Source organism: Rhodococcus pseudokoreensis (assembly GCF_017068395.1).
GTDB classification, from domain to species: Bacteria; Actinomycetota; Actinomycetes; order Mycobacteriales; family Mycobacteriaceae; genus Rhodococcus_F; species Rhodococcus_F pseudokoreensis.
On record NZ_CP070614.1, the window covers coordinates 369,058 to 383,300 of the forward strand.

Sequence of the window (14,243 nt, forward strand, 5' to 3'; positions counted from 1 at the left end):
CTGTCAAGCAAGTGCCGTTGCAGTACTAGAGCGTGTCTGCTTAATGTTTGATGCTTGATGCGTGATGCTGGGTATGTGTTGCGCGCCGATGAGATTTCCGATGACCTGTGGGCTGTGATCGAGCCCGTCCTACCCGCACTGGCGGGCCGAAGGGGGCGTCCGTGGAACGACCACCGGTTGACCCTGGAAGGAATCGCCTGGCGGTTCCGAACCGGATCACCGTGGCGCGATCTGCCCGAATACTTCGGCCCGTGGCAGTCGATCTGGGAACGGCATCGCCGCTGGTCGGACGACGGCACCTACATTCGGATGTTCGCCGCGGTGCGGGCGGCAGCCCCCGAACGAGAGGAACAGCTCGAACGTCTGCTGTCGATCGACTCGACGATTGTCCGCGCACACCAACATTCGGCTGGCGCCCTGACCGATGCGCACACAGGGGGCTCGGTCGAATGACAAGAATCTGGCCAACGAACCCGCAGACCACGCACTCGGCCGCTCCCGCGGCGGGCTGAGCACCAAGATCCACGCCCTCACCGATACCTTCTGCTGCCCGCTGACGCTGATGCTCTCGCCGGGACAGGCCGGCGACAACCCCTACCTGGCGCCGCTGCTCGACGCGCACCGCGCCCACGACACCGCAGCGTTCCGCCTGCTGGCCGACAAGGCGTACTCGCACCCGAGCACCCGAAAGAACCTGAGGGAACGCAGAATCTCGCACACCATCCCCGAACGCTGCGACCAGATCCGACGCCGCAAGACGAAAGGATCGGACGGGGGTCGACCGCCGGCGTTCGACAAGGACCGCTACCGCGAACGCAACACCGTCGAGCGTGGTTTCGGGCGTCTCAAGCAGTGGCGTGGCATCGCCACTCGATACGACAAGTACGCCACCACCTTCCTTGGTGGCGTACTCTTCGCTGCGCTCGTCATTCATCATCGTGTCCGTAAATAGCAGACACGCTCTAGTCCGTGGATGGAACCCGGGCGTCGCTCGAACGACGGCTGACCACCGACCCCGAAATCGAGGACCTGCTCGTCGAGATGTCCCTCGTCCAAGGAGTGAGCGAGCTATTCGCGGACGATGTCAGCCAGCTGGAGATGCGAATTTCCGAATGCCTGTCGCGACCCGAGTCGCTTTGGCCCTTCGTGGTGTCCGCGGCAGCCAACGTCGCGTCGTATCAAGCGATCTACGCGTTCGACTTCGCGTCGGCGCGCCGGTGGCAGGAGTGGGCGCTGCCCTATCACCAGCGCACCACCGGCCCGTTCAGTGTGATGTATGGGTACTGCTTCGCCGGCATCGCCGCGATGGAGCAACTCGACGTCACCGCCGCAGAAGATTACTTCCGCAAGGCTCAGCAGCTCGCCCGCACGATCGCCGGCAATTTGTCCCATGCACATCGGCTGGCCGGGGCCATCCTGGGCGATCTGCTCTACGAACAGGGCCATCTCGTCGAGGCGGAACGCCTCCTGGACGAGAGTCATAAACTCGGGTCCGAGGGTGGCGTCGTCGATTTCATGTTAGTACTGCAACGGCACTTGCTTGACAGGTAAGCGATACTGGTTGGGTGGTTGTCGATCTGGTTTCTGCCGAGTTGGAAGCGTTGCACGAGCGGATCTCCGGCCGGTTCGTCCGGTCGGAGCCGCGGACCCGGGTGCGGGAGTACGTCGCGGGTTTGGTTGCGGGTCTGGAACGCAAGAAACGGGTGGACCCTGGCCGAGCGTGCCGGCGAGGTGAGCCCGGACGGGATGCAACGGTTGCTGCGGCGGGCGGACTGGGACGTCGACGGGGTCCGTGACGATGTCCGTGATTATGTGGTCGAACGGCTCGGTGATCCGGCCGGGGTGTTGATCGTCGACCTATGCCGAGTCGGTAACTATGCCGAGGTGCGGGTGGGGTGATGTGAACTGCCGTGCCGTGGTGGGCTTCTGGCTGACATGGGAGGACTGTGGGTCGGCATTATTACAGGCCTTCCAGGAATGCCAGCAGGGCGTCGTTGGGGCGGTAGCGCCCAGGGGGCGTGGCGGTTTGGGCGGTGAGTTCTAGGGCCCGCTGTTTGATGGTCATGTCGGCGTGGAGATAGACGTTCGTCGAGCGGATGTCGCTGTGGCCGAGCCAGAGCGCGATGACCGCGGTATCCACGCCTGCTCGGAGTAGCGACATGGCGCAGCTGTGGCGCAGAACGTGGGGGTGCAGCTTGTCTGCCCGGATCGAGGGGCATTGTTGGGCGGCGGTGACGGCATGTTCGTGGACGAGACGCTGAACGGCGTCAGTGCTCAGGCGTCGTCCCGTGCGGGTAGGGAATAGTGGCTCGTCGGGTCGACCGGCGCGTTCGGCCATCCAGACGCAAACAACGGATTGGGTGGCCGAGGTCAACGGAATGGCCCGGTGCTTGCGGCCTTTGCCGACGCATCGGACATTCGCGCCGGCGCCGAGAGTGATATCGGCGCAGTCCAGGCCGGTCAGCTCGGAGACTCGAAGGCCGGTCTGGAGGGCCACCAGCAGCAGCGCCCGATCGCGGCGACCTTCCCATCGGCCGCGATCGGGCGCGGCGATGACAGCGTCGATCTCTGCTGCGGTGAGGAACGATACCAGCTGCTTGTCGAACCGCTGGGCGGGGATGGCGAGGACCCGTTGGATCAGCGCGGCGTGCTCGGGGTGGCGCAGTGCCGCGTAGGTGAACAGCGACCGGATCGCGGTCAGTCGCAGGTTGCGGGTTCTCGGGCTGTTGTGCCGCTCGGTTTCGAGGTGATCGAGGAACGCGACGATCGTCTCGGTGTCGAGGTCTTCCCAGCTCAAGGCGCTGGGCTTCTTGCCGGTTGTCTCCTGCACGAACACGAACAGCAGCTTGAGCGAGTCTCGATAGGAGGCGATCGTGCGTGGGCTGACCCGGCGTTGTTTGGCCAGGCGGTCGATGAAGAAGCTCTGCAGGGTGGGAGCGATCGGACTCATCGGCTCATCACCTCCCGCGACAGCTCGAGCCGACCGGCGGCCAGTGCGAGCAGTTCGGGCTGCGCGGACATATACCAGTAGGTGGAGCGCGGATCTCGATGCCCCAAGTAGGTCGACAGGGTCTGCATTCGGGCTTCGACGTCCTCGCCCGCTCTATACCACCCGAGAAGGGTGCGCACCGCGAATGTGTGGCGTAGGTCGTGGATTCGTGGTGGGCGTTCGGCTTCGCCGCCGATTCCGGCGTCGTCGCAGAGCCGCCGGAAGTTCTGCTGGACGAGCTGGTAGATCAGTCTGGTTCCGGCCATCGAGACGAAGAAGCTCGGGGCGGTTGTCGGCGGACAGATCCGATCGCGAGTCCGGGCGTAGTTGTCGAGCGCGGTGAGTGTGGACGCGTGCACGGGAACCAGTCTGTTTTTGCCGAACTTCGACTCTCGGATCGTCAATACCGCATCGGCCCAGTCGATATCGCTGCGATCGAGCCGGATCGCTTCCCCGATCCGCATGCCGGTTACCGCCAGTAGCCCGATCAGGGTTTCGTGGGTGGCCGCGGGTAGCGGCCGACGTAAACGCCGGGCCCCGGCCATCAGAGTGTCGATGTCTGTCGGGCTGTAGATGAACGGCGGACGCCACCGTCGCCGATTCGGGAGAAGCCCCGGTGGCGGCACCTCGGTGCCGGCATCGATTCCGGCCATGTAGCGGGCGAATCCGCGGGCGATGGTCATCCGCCGCGGCCCGATAGTGGTGTTCGGGTCGACGTCGGGGCCCTGCGCCCAGGCGAGGGCCGCCGCGATGGTGACCGTGGGGACGCCTGTGGCATCGAGGTAGTCGACGAACCGGGGCAGCTGGCGGTGGTATGCGGCCAGGTCGTGGCCCAGGCTGTTGCGCAGCCGCAGGTAGTCCCCGGCGGCGTCGGCGAGGGCGCTCATCGCGCTGCTCCGGGCCAGGGTGCGGCGATCGTCCGCAAGGTGTCGAAGTCGACCTTGGCGTAGATGGCCGTCGTGGCAAGATCGCGATGCCGCAACACCTGGCTCACGTCGACGAGTTTGGCTCCCCGCCGCAGCATCTCCGTTGCCAGCGAATGCCGTAGCCGGTGTGCGCCCACTCGGGGCAGGCCGGCACGATCACAGGCGCGGTGGGTGACGTCGCTGACCAGGCCCGGTGTGATGGCACGCGTCGGCGCCTTGCATGTCACGAAGATCTGCCGGAGCCTCGTCTCCGGACGTGCCTGTGACAAGTACGCGGCCAAGGCTTCGCCGACGTCCGTTGGCAAAGGCATTCCGTCTTCGCGAGACGCCTTGCCCCTCAGTACGACTTGCCCGGTCCGCCAGTCGATGTCGCTCAGTCCCAGCCGCGCCACTTCCACCGACCGCAAGCCCAGTCGGGCAACCAAAATGAGCATCGCGAAGTCTCGGATGCCCGTGGGGTCGGTCCGGTCGCAGCTGTCGAGTAGCCACTGCACGTCCGCGGCAGCGATTCCTTTGGGGATACCCGTGTCGTGCCAGCCGGCTACCGGCGGCAAGGCCGTGGCAAGCGGTCGGGGCGTCAGGCCGGCCAGATACAGGAACTTCAGCAGCGACCGTAGCTCCGCCACACGCCCCTTGGTCGAGCCGACGCTGAGGCGACCGCTTTCCCGCAAGAGGAACGCGACAACGTCTGCCCCGGTGAGGCTTCCGACCCAGTCACTGTCCTCGGTTACCCGCTGCGACAAGAACGAAAGCGCCAGCTTCGAGTAACGCACAACCGTCGCATCCGCCAACCCTCGATCGGCGACGAGCCAATTGCGGTAGCGCTCGACCAACTCATCGACCGGTGTCGTCGGCGCTGCGGCCCCGACCAGCACACCCACATGTTCCAGATAATCCAGCAGTGGATCCAACCCACGCGGCCCCGGCACGCAGCGCATTCCGGCGGCGCCGCACGCACTGCGGAACTCTGCGGCCACGACCCGGTCGAGGTCTCCGGGCGCGAGGTCTCGCACATTCATCCACCGGCCGAGATCGCCCGCGATGGCCAGCATGTTCACGACCGTGCCTCGCGTGTATCCCAGCCCCACCAGCCACGCTGTATAGCCCTCGATATAGGGCCCCATCCGGCCGGGCTTCCTTCTCGTAGCGGTCATGACCCGCCTCCATTCCCGGAGCACCGTGCTCCGACAAAAGAAGCGTCAACCCGACGGCGAGACTATGTCGACCCGTTCGAGCATTCACCACCAAAAGCCGCCACCACGCCAAGGCAGTTCACATCACCGCACCCGCACCTCGGCATAGTTACCGACTCGGCATAGGTCGAGCTATGCCGAGATCGGCATAGGTCGACGACACCGGATTCCTCAAGAAGGGCACCCGCTCGGCCGGGGTGCAGCGCCAGTACTCGGGCACCGCGGGGCGGGTGGAAAATTGTCAGATTGGGGTGTTCCTCGCCTACGCGTCCGGTGCCGGGCACGCGCTCATCGACCGAGAGCTGTACCTGCCCGAATCGTGGACCTCCGACCGAGAACGCTGCCGTGCCGCCAGCATCGGTGACGAGGTCGAGTTCGCGACCAAACCCGTGCTGGCGCAGCACATGATCCAACGCGCCCTCGACGCGCACGTGCCGTTCTCCTGGCTCACCGCCGACGAGGCCTACGGTCAAGTGAAGTACCTACGGGTCTGGCTCGAGGAACGCGATATTTCCTACGTGCTGGCCACCCGCCTGGGCGGCGACGTGTTCACCCCGGACGGGCGCACCGGCCGCGCCGACCAGATGATCGCCGCCGTCCCGCCGAAGCAGTGGCGCCGCATCTCCGCCGGCGACGGCGCACACGGACCGCGGGAATACTCCTGGGTGCGGATCCCGATCCGGATCGCCTGGGCACCCGGCCGTGGGCACTGGCTCCTCGCCCGCCGATCACTGTCGGACCCGACCGAAATCGCGTACTACATCTGCGCCGGCCCCCGCCGAACCACGCTCACCGAACTCGCCGCCGTCGCCGGATCACGGTGGCGGGTCGAGGAATGCTTCCAACAGGCCAAGAACGAGGCCGGCCTGGACCAGTACCAGGTGCGCACCTACCGCGCCTGGTACGCCCACACCACCCTGTCGATGCTCGCCCTCGCCTGGCTCGCCGGAACGAAAACCGAAGCAGTAAAGGGGGAATCGGGATCGACGATCAAGGCATGATCGGCTACACGGTACCCGAGATCCGGCGGCTGCTCGTGCATCTGATCCTGCGACACGCCCGCCCCGGCGAGCACGTCTGGTCCTGGTCACACTGGCGACGACGCCGACAGCACCAGGCCAGATCCTGCCACTACCGAACCCGCGGACACGTCCCATAAGTGCCGTTGCAGTACTACCGGGGCTGCGCCCCAGCCCGACGAGTCGTGTGGCGGCGGCTGCGCTCCGGGGGCTCCGGCCGGTCGGGGTGATTGACCCTGGTCGACGACGTCGATCGGGTGTATGAACCGTCGTAGCGGTTGGTTGGCCTACTGGCCGCCCGATCGTCCGGAGCTCATCATGACCATACCGCGCAGCGTCGCCGACGTGTTGACCACGCACACGCTCTTCGAGGTCGAGTGCATCGACCGGATGTACCTCAATGTCTACGTCCCCGGTTTGCAGTACGCCCCAGGTCTGGTCGCCTACGTGCACCAACAGCTCGGGATGCCGGTCGCCTCCACCGCCACCTGCAGCACTTCACCGCGGCCGAGGGAGTGGTGTTCATCGGACGCGCTCAGGAGAAGACCCCGTTGTTCCGCACCGAGAAACGCCGCGACGCCGACGGCAACAGCTACCCGTGGATCGTCAAAACCACCGGCATAGTCAACCACTACTACTTCTACTGCGTCGACGCCGACTTCGGCCCGTTCTTCCTCAAGTTCTGTTCCTACTTCCCCTACAACGCCAAACTCTGCATCAACGGCCACCACTGGGCCCAGCGGCAGGCGGCCAGGGCCGGGCTCGGGTTCACCGCCCTCGACAACGCCTTCGCCGCCGTCGACGACCCCGACGCGCGGCCCAGCGGCAGGCGGCCAGGGCCGGGCTCGGGTTCACCGCCCTCGACAACGCCTTCGCCGCCGTCGACGACCCCGACGCGCTGCAAGCGATCTGCGATCGGCTCACCGGTCCACGGATCGATGCCCTGCTCCGGAAGTGGCTGGCGATTCTGCCGGATCCGTTCACCGACGCCGACCGGGACGCCGGCTACCGCTACGACCTGTCGGTGTTGCAGGCCGAGTTCTCCCTGACTCAGATGCTCGACGCGCCGGTCTCGGGGCGGGTGTTCTTCGAGCAGGTCATCCGCGACAACCTCGACCTCGGTCGCCCCGATCAGGTCACGCTGGTGTTCGACCGGCGGTTGATGCGCCGAGGGCCGCGTGCCACCCCGGGACGATTCCGCACCCGAGTGATCACCGAAGGCGTCGTCCCCAGCCTGCACGTCGACTACAAGCACACCACCATAAAGCAGTACCACAAACAGGGACGCGCCCTGCGCACCGAGACCACCATCAACGACACCCGCGATTTCCACCTCGGGAAACGACTGACACATCTGCCCGCACTGCGGGAGATCGGCTTTCACGCCAACCGACGCCTGCTGCGCGTCCAACGACTCAGCCACGACCCGATCACCGGCGCCGACGCCCTCGCCGCCATCACCGGCCCGGTCACCACCGCCACCGGCACCCACGTCCCGGGCTTGCGGTTCGCCGACCAGCGCAGCCACGCCCTGCTCTCCGCACTGCTGGTCTTCCGGCTGCACCCGAACGGCTTCACCAACAAGGACCTGCGCACCCTCACCGGCGAGCTGCGCGGACTCGACCCGGACACGGTGTCCGCCGGCCAGATGACCTACGACCTGCGCCGGCTGAAAACTCGCAACCTCATCGTCCGGATCGAGGGCACCCACCGGTACCAGGTCACCGACCACGGACTCGACACCGCGAAGTTCCTCACCTGTGTCCACGACCGGGTCTTGCGCACCGGCCTCGCCGAACTCGCCACCCCGACAACCACTCCCGGCCGCCTACGATCGGCCGCCACCACGTATCGCAACGCTGTCGATACCCTCACCGGCACAGCGCAACTCGCAGCATGAAACACCAAGCCGTCGAACGTGACCCGAACACCACAAACTTGACTCCAAAAACCGGCTACGCCATCTCTAGCTACCTAGCCACGTAGGGCACCGGGGCGCCGATCAAAGCCTTACGGGGTGATGTCGAGTCGGCCGAACAGCTACTGCGTGAGGGCGCTGAGATCGCGACCACCTTGTCTCTTGGACGGTTGGCCGCACGAATCGAGAACGAACGCGTCCGCGCCGGACTGATCGGGGAACGCTACCTCGGTGCACAGCGCCCTGCGGCGGATCGTGAGGACGGCGTCGTGATCATCACCGCGGGGTGGGAGACGGAATCGACGATCCGGTTGATCCTCGCGAAAGCCGACTCCGGGGCCGCCGATCCCCGACCCAACCTCGATCTCCCGCGCAACGATTCGCCGACAAGATGACTGACATCGATACCGATCCGTGCTTCAGCCGCCCCCCGGCCATCGAGTTGGAGCACAAGCAGGACTTTTGAGAATTCATACAAGCCCAAGGGCTTACCAGCCGAGCACGAAGTTGGTCGCCGACAGCCGCGCACCCAAACCCTGCCGCAGGGTGCGCACCGCGACGGGCGAGACGAAACCTACTGATGGGGGCGTCCGGCCACTTCGACCCAGCATGCAACCGGTCGATTCCTCCGCTGCGACGCCGTACAGCCTGAAGACTCCAGGACCACCGGTCACCTACGCATCCAAGGCGTCCGTATCAGCCTCACCGCGCTCGTCTGTCTGTGTGCCGAGTGTCAGATGACTTTCCGCGCGGTGAACACGACGCCGTCGAGGTAGTCGCCGGCCACGCCGTCATGGCTGCGTTCGGTGACGACGGGGTCCATCGCCGCCTGCAGTTGCTCGGGGGTACCGAACCGTAGGTGACGCAGCGCGGCATCGCGTTTCACCGGTTCGAGCTGTATGCGCAGCCGCGTCGAATAGCCGAGGGTGCCATAGGAGTTGGGGAGCCCCAGAACAGGTCCGAGTGTTCGCCGTCTGGGGTGGCGGTGATGATCTGGCCGTCGCCGGTCAGGACATCGATCTCTGAGCACCGACTCGTACGGCAGGCCGGCACCGGCGGCCCGCCCGCGCACCATCAAGCTGGCCATCGATGCGAAGCACGCCCACCCCGAGGAGCCGTGGACCGTCAGCGGGCTGGCGGAGCTTGTCGGTGTCAGCGTGCGCACCCCTGCAGGACGATGCGGGGTACGTCGGTCTCTCGCTGATGACCTCTCTCCGAGACATCCGGCTCGAGCGCTCCCACGAGGACCTGATTCTGGCTGATCCGCGCCACGACGCGGTCGCCGATGTGGCCTATCGCTGAGGTTTTCGGCACCTCGGCCGATTTGCCGTCGACTACCGAAGGCGGTGCGGGCAGCCGCCGTCGACAACGTTGACCACGGCGTAGTTGACGAAAAACCCTGTGCTCCGAAAGTTTCTGCGTTATCTGGACAATCCCTGCGCCGTGCGGACCGTCGCCACCGTGTGATGCACCTATCGTTGCAGGCGGGGGCCAGCACCTCTGGGACGCAGCTCCATCCCAGAGGCGCTGCCAATGGGAGGCTGAACCTTGCTGCTCCGATGTCACCGACGGACTCGATCGGCGAGTCCCGCGAACATAGGATGCACGTCGCGATACTGGCGCTGTTCGCCCGGCCGGACGGTGTGGAGGCGCCTGAGCCTCCTACCTGATGGAGATCGACGTCGAGCCGAGCGCGGTGCCCTTCCCGCCGCACGGCTTCTGTTGAATAAGGACCAGCCTGTGAGTTCTCTCTTTTCTTGCAACGATTTGCCCGCCGGCGAACAGTTCGATGCCTGGCGTGAGACGGTCTCCAACGCGTTCGTGCCACTGGACGCGAAGTCCTACACCGTCGGCACGTTCACGGGTGAACTTCTGACCGGAGTGGTCGGTTCGCTGCAGGTTTCCGAGGTCAGCGGAGGGGCTGTGGAGGTGTGCCGGATGCCGGATGCGATCCGGCGCTCGGACCCGGGCTACGTGAAGTTGGGGATGCAGATCCGCGGCTACTGTGTCTTGACCCAGGACGATCGGGAGGCAGCCCTGATTCCGGGGGATTTCAGCATCTACGACACCAGACGGCCGTACCAAGTCTCCTTCGAGGGGGACTTCGCGCAGTTGGTGGTGATGTTCCCCCATGAGTTGATCCATCTGCCGCCGGACGCCCTCAACGACATGATGGCCCGGAGAGTATCCGGTAGGCGCGGGATCGGCGGCCTGGTCTCGAAGCTCCTCGTCGGCATAGCCGAACAGCCGCGGGGCGTCGAAGAGCTGTCGGCAAACCAACAGTTGTCCAACGGGGTGCTCAACCTGCTCGCGGCGGCACTGTTCGAGCAACTCGGCTGCGAATCGAATGTGCAGCCCGAGACGAACCGGGCTGCTTTGCTTTTGCAGATCAAAGCCTTCATCGATGCCCGGCTTTACGACCCGGAGCTCAGTTCGCACCTCATCGCCCGCGCCCACAACATCTCGCCCCGCAATCTGCAGAAGATGTTCGAGGGCGAAGGGACCACCGCAACGGAGTGGATCCGCAGACGGCGTCTCGAACACTGTCGCCGCGATCTTGTCGACCCACGGCTTAGCGTGGATCCGTAGTGAGCGTGACGGCGGGTGAATGACGAAAGATCCTCTCGCAGTGAGCGAATCGAGATTACCGAGATCGCGATTGTCCACATGAGGAAAAGCGCTTTCAGTGCAGTCATCGCACACGCTCACGGCTGGGCCGCGGTGTCCGACGAACGCAATCTCGTGCCGGCGGCAGGGTGTGCCGGTCCTCGAACTCGCCGAACAGGCCGGCCTATCGGAGCTGATCCACACCCATGTCGACCCCGCCTCCACGCGGGTGGTATCGGGAGCGGTGAACCCGGTGGGGAAACTCACCCTCGATCATCGGCGGGATGCTCACCGGAGCCGACAGCATCGACGATGTGGACACCATCCGCGCAGGCGGCACCCCGATTCTCTTCGAGCAGGTGTACGCCCCTCGACGCCTAAGGATCTTCCTGCGCGAGTTCACCTACGGCACACCCTGCAGCTCGGGGCGGTGCTGCGACGACACCTGATCGGCCTCGCACCCCGCTGCTGCCCGGCATCGAGGACCGGGCGTTCCTCGACATCGACTCGCTGCTGCGCCCGGTGTACGGGTGAGCTGGCCGGATTCGGTTCGACACAGCTCCGTGGCCAGGCGCAGGCGGACGCGCTGCGGTGGACGGTCCGTTCCCCTCAACTTTCTTTGTGACTCCGGCGTCCCGAATGCGACGCCATGCTTGGACCCTCAGGGGCAGGACGGAATATAGGACTCGTCTTGCGTGATGACAGGCTGTCGACGGGTTCGATCGGTCGCGGCTGCGAAGGCTCGGGGTAGGCACCTCCTCAAACCTCGACTGTAACCGGCCCGTGTCGATGCACGGACGATCGGCTTTGGCCAGGCGGGTCCGATTGCCCCGAGGTCACCAGCATGAGTACACGCCAGGTTACCGACGAGGACACGTCGAGACCGGGCTGGCCGGTCAGGCGCGGTCGTCAGTCGAGGCCTCGGTGCGCGGCCGAAAAGCCACAGTCGCGGCCCTGAACTCAGGGGTCCCTACCCGCTACCCCGACGGCCAAGGCTTCCAGCTCGGCAATGGTCGCAGTCGCCGGGAAAGACTGGCGCAGCAGCGACTTGGTAGCAGCGAACGCGAACGGAGGGAAGGCAGCGAGTACCTCGGCGCGCCGCGTTGCGGCACCCACGACGTCATCCTCGACGACCTCATGGGCCAGGTGCAGCCGGACCGCTTCATCCGCCGGGACCATCCTGCCCGAATGGAACAGGTCCGTCGCGACGGTCCAGCCGGCCCGACGCTGCACCGTCAAGGTGGCCAGCAGGTCCGGCGGCAACCCGATCGTCAGGAAGCCCATCCCGAGCTTGGCCGAGCCGAGAAGGATCACCTCGTCGCAGAGCAGAGCCAGTGAGAAACCGGCACCGACCGCGGCACCGTTGACGGCAGCGACCGTCGGTTTGGGCATCTCGTGCAGTCGCGCGGCAACCTGTAGGAATCGGCGCTGCCGGACGATCGCACCGGGGACGTCGGCACCGGAGTCGGCGGCGATGTCGCCGCCCGCGCAGAACGCAATGCCAGCGCCGGTCACCAGCACGGCCCGGCACCAGCTCGCCGCTGCGACCTGTCGGAGGGCATAGTCGAGGGCGTCGATGAGCGCGTCGTCGAGAGCATTGCGGCGGTCCGGCCGGTTGAGTACCACTCGGGCGAGCGCACCATTGCGCTCGACGAGCACGAGCCGCGTACTCACCGCGCAGAACCGAACGCGCCGCCGTGGGTATTCGTCATGTGTTCTCACACCTTTCGATCGCGCAGTAATCGTGCACTCGACGACCGATGGCAGCTCATGTGTCGTCCCGGCAGTCTTCACTCTGGGGATGGACGCGCGTCACGGATCAGAGGTCCAAGACGAGCAACCCTGACCGGGCCCGGCCTACGCAGATCATCATCGTGTTGCAGGACGCCCGCTCGGCGTCACTGAGGATCGAGTCGTGGTGCTCGGGCACCCCTTCGAGAACTTTGGTCTCGCACGCGCCGCAGAAACCTTCCTCGCAGGAGGACATCACGCCTGGCACCACATCCCGCACCACCTCAAGCAGGGTCCGGTTCGCGGGTACGCGGAGAACCACGCCGGAGCGGTGTAGCTCGACCTCGAAGGTACCGTCGCCCACCGGTTCGACCGGTGGCTGCTCGGCCAGCGAGGGCGCGGTGAACCGTTCGACGTGGAGCCGGTCGAGAGCGGAGCAGCGTGCGCATGCGGCCTCCACTGCCCGGATCATCGGTTCGGGTCCGCAGCAGTAGATGTGCGTGTCCGGCGGCGTCGCGGCGAGGATATCGTCGAGCGGAATGTGGCCGCGCTCATCCTGGGGGACCAGCTCGACCTGACCGCTCGGTAGGTTCTGGAGTTCGTCGACGAACGCCATCGTGGAGCGTGTGCGCCCGCCGTAGACGAGTCGCCACGGGACGCCGCGTCGGCTGACCTCGCGGGCCATCGCGAGAATGGGCGTAATGCCGATGCCGCCGGCGAGGAACAGGTAGCGCGGAGCGGTGGACAGTGCGAAGTGGTTGCGCGGCCCCCGGATGCCCAGCGTGCACCCGAGGAGCGCGCTGTCGTGGATCTCCCGCGAGCCGCCCCGGCCGCGCGCCTCCCGGAGCACAGCGATCCGGTAGCCGGTGTCGTCCTGAGGGTCACCGCACAACGAGTACTGGCGTAGCAGTCCGGACGGCAGCAGGACATCGAGGTGCGCGCCGGGCGTCCAGTCCGGTAGGCGCTGTCCGTCCGGGTGCACCAGCCGCAGGGAAATGACCCCGTCGGACTCGGGTACCACACGATCGACCCGTAGCGGACAAATAACGTTGTCGCCGTTCATGACCCGTCTTTCTCGAGAAGGTCGCGGGCGTGGGCGATCAGTCCTCGGGTGACCACGGCCAGTTGGTGCTCCTCCGCGGCATCGGGGGGTCCGTAGGCGCCGGCCGCCGACCGCCCTGCTACGCCTTCGAAGTCCACGGCGCTGCGCCATGCCGCGTACGCGAGGTTGACCCGTACGTAGTGTGCGAGCAGGTCCTGACGACTGTGGAAACCGGGCAGGATGGTGGGCGGGTCCAGAAACGGCGTCACGGGGTCGTGGGCCTCGGTCCAGTGGTAGAGGAACACACCAAGGTCCACCATCGGGTCGCCGCGGGTGCATAACTCCCAGTCGAGGACCGCCTGCAGCGAACCCTGGTCGTCGACCAGCGCGTCGACCAGCCCCTCGCCGGCCTGCGCGCACGCCTTGCCCAGGAGCGCGGTCGTCGTTGCAACGCCGTCGCGCAGGACCAGTCCGGGCACCTCGCTCATCACGTAGAAGGCGACGTCATGGGCATCCGTGCCCAACCCCACCATCGAGGGGACCGGGACAGCAGTTCCGGCCAGGGCCGACATAACCCGGAACTCCCTGCCGACGTCGTGTGCAGTCGAGAGGACCGCGCCGAGAGGCGGACGGCGCACGACCCACCTGCGTCCGGCCTGATCGGTCAGGAAGAACGTCAGGTTTGACCGGCCACCGGTGATGACGACCTGCGCAGCAAGTGGACCGGTGACTGGCAGGCCGCGCGGCCGCAGCCACCTCTCGAGCGCCCACAGGTCCAATGCCTGCGAAGCCGCGGTGATCGTCATTGTGTCAGCTAC

General features: G+C 66.1%; 12 protein-coding genes and 5 pseudogenes. 9 read left to right on the forward strand and 8 right to left on the reverse strand.

The window, feature by feature from the left end; all coding sequences use genetic code 11:
- Positions 1-75 precede the first annotated feature (75 nt).
- The 3 genes and pseudogenes from JWS13_RS01700 to JWS13_RS01710 all read left to right on the forward strand — a co-directional run.
- Positions 76-952: pseudogene (locus tag JWS13_RS01700) on the forward strand (IS5 family transposase).
- 17 nt (positions 953-969) lie between these two features.
- Entirely contained in the window at positions 970-1,551 is a 582-nt protein-coding gene (locus JWS13_RS01705; protein ID WP_005254529.1) for a tetratricopeptide repeat protein, read from the forward strand.
- 14 nt (positions 1,552-1,565) lie between these two features.
- Positions 1,566-1,857 (forward strand): annotated as a pseudogene (locus JWS13_RS01710) (transposase); the annotation flags it as partial.
- Between the two features lie 103 nt (positions 1,858-1,960).
- Here the strand turns inward: JWS13_RS01710 and JWS13_RS01715 are convergent.
- The 3 genes from JWS13_RS01715 to JWS13_RS01725 are packed head-to-tail and all read right to left on the reverse strand — an operon-like array spanning position 1,961 to position 5,039.
- A complete protein-coding gene (locus JWS13_RS01715) occupies positions 1,961-2,950 on the reverse strand; it encodes a tyrosine-type recombinase/integrase (protein ID WP_206004082.1) in 990 nt (329 codons plus the stop codon).
- On the reverse strand, positions 2,947-3,876 hold the full coding sequence (locus JWS13_RS01720) for a tyrosine-type recombinase/integrase (RefSeq protein ID WP_206004084.1): 930 nt from the start codon (positions 3,874-3,876) through the stop codon (positions 2,947-2,949). The genes JWS13_RS01715 and JWS13_RS01720 overlap by 4 nt, the downstream gene beginning before the upstream one ends.
- Complete coding sequence (locus JWS13_RS01725) at positions 3,873-5,039, reverse strand: site-specific integrase (protein ID WP_241032000.1); 1,167 nt, start codon at positions 5,037-5,039, stop codon at positions 3,873-3,875. Before JWS13_RS01725 ends, JWS13_RS01720 begins: the two co-directional genes overlap by 4 nt.
- A gap of 221 nt (positions 5,040-5,260) precedes the next feature.
- Here JWS13_RS01725 and JWS13_RS01730 point away from each other — a divergent pair.
- The 4 genes and pseudogenes from JWS13_RS01730 to JWS13_RS01740 form a co-directional block, all read left to right on the forward strand.
- Positions 5,261-6,109 (forward strand): annotated as a pseudogene (locus JWS13_RS01730) (IS701 family transposase); the annotation flags it as partial.
- Positions 6,110-6,645: 536 nt separating this feature from the next.
- Positions 6,646-7,176, forward strand: a complete 531-nt coding sequence (locus JWS13_RS45250; protein WP_241032001.1) for a hypothetical protein — start codon at positions 6,646-6,648, stop codon at positions 7,174-7,176.
- Positions 7,152-8,027, forward strand: coding sequence for a hypothetical protein (locus tag JWS13_RS45255; protein WP_241032002.1), 876 nt, complete (start codon positions 7,152-7,154; stop codon positions 8,025-8,027). The genes JWS13_RS45250 and JWS13_RS45255 overlap by 25 nt, the downstream gene beginning before the upstream one ends.
- Positions 8,028-8,215: 188 nt before the next feature.
- Entirely contained in the window at positions 8,216-8,440 is a 225-nt protein-coding gene (locus tag JWS13_RS01740; RefSeq protein ID WP_005254527.1) for a hypothetical protein, read from the forward strand.
- Positions 8,441-8,533: 93 nt separating this feature from the next.
- Here the strand turns inward: JWS13_RS01740 and JWS13_RS45905 are convergent, their stop codons facing one another.
- Positions 8,534-8,656, reverse strand: coding sequence for a hypothetical protein (locus JWS13_RS45905; RefSeq protein WP_259375199.1), 123 nt, complete (start codon positions 8,654-8,656; stop codon positions 8,534-8,536).
- A gap of 93 nt (positions 8,657-8,749) precedes the next feature.
- Positions 8,750-9,096: pseudogene (locus JWS13_RS01745) on the reverse strand (FAD-binding protein); the annotation flags it as partial.
- Between the two features lie 689 nt (positions 9,097-9,785).
- On the opposite strand from JWS13_RS01745, the gene JWS13_RS01750 reads away from it, so the two are divergent.
- Positions 9,786-10,634: a cupin domain-containing protein gene (locus JWS13_RS01750; RefSeq protein WP_206004088.1), complete on the forward strand. Its 849-nt coding sequence runs from the start codon at positions 9,786-9,788 to the stop codon at positions 10,632-10,634.
- A 97-nt stretch (positions 10,635-10,731) separates the two neighbouring features.
- Positions 10,732-11,183 (forward strand): annotated as a pseudogene (locus JWS13_RS45260) (IS1380 family transposase); the annotation flags it as partial.
- 429 nt (positions 11,184-11,612) lie between these two features.
- Here the strand turns inward: JWS13_RS45260 and JWS13_RS01760 are convergent.
- The 3 genes from JWS13_RS01760 to JWS13_RS01770 all read right to left on the reverse strand — a co-directional run bounded on the left by JWS13_RS01760 (position 11,613) and on the right by JWS13_RS01770 (position 14,231).
- Entirely contained in the window at positions 11,613-12,326 is a 714-nt protein-coding gene (locus JWS13_RS01760; RefSeq protein WP_241032003.1) for an enoyl-CoA hydratase/isomerase family protein, read from the reverse strand.
- Between the two features lie 145 nt (positions 12,327-12,471).
- Complete coding sequence (locus JWS13_RS01765) at positions 12,472-13,446, reverse strand: PDR/VanB family oxidoreductase (RefSeq protein WP_037203343.1); 975 nt, start codon at positions 13,444-13,446, stop codon at positions 12,472-12,474.
- Positions 13,443-14,231 (reverse strand): phosphotransferase family protein, encoded by a 789-nt coding sequence (locus JWS13_RS01770; RefSeq protein WP_005254521.1) that lies wholly within the window; start codon positions 14,229-14,231, stop codon positions 13,443-13,445. Before JWS13_RS01770 ends, JWS13_RS01765 begins: the two co-directional genes overlap by 4 nt.
- Positions 14,232-14,243: the final 12 nt, after the last annotated feature.

What these genes read in the sequence shown, in the direction of transcription:
- JWS13_RS01715 (WP_206004082.1), bottom strand. Translation starts at nt 2,950, where the DNA reads ATGAGTCCGATCGCTCCCACCCTGCAGAGCTTCTTCATCGACCGCCTG.
- JWS13_RS01720 (WP_206004084.1), bottom strand. Translation starts at nt 3,876, where the DNA reads ATGAGCGCCCTCGCCGACGCCGCCGGGGACTACCTGCGGCTGCGCAAC.
- JWS13_RS01725 (WP_241032000.1), bottom strand. Translation starts at nt 5,039, where the DNA reads ATGGGGCCCTATATCGAGGGCTATACAGCGTGGCTGGTGGGGCTGGGA.
- JWS13_RS45905 (WP_259375199.1), bottom strand. Translation starts at nt 8,656, where the DNA reads ATGCTGGGTCGAAGTGGCCGGACGCCCCCATCAGTAGGTTTCGTCTCG.
- JWS13_RS01765 (WP_037203343.1), bottom strand. Translation starts at nt 13,446, where the DNA reads ATGAACGGCGACAACGTTATTTGTCCGCTACGGGTCGATCGTGTGGTA.
- JWS13_RS01770 (WP_005254521.1), bottom strand. Translation starts at nt 14,231, where the DNA reads ATGACGATCACCGCGGCTTCGCAGGCATTGGACCTGTGGGCGCTCGAG.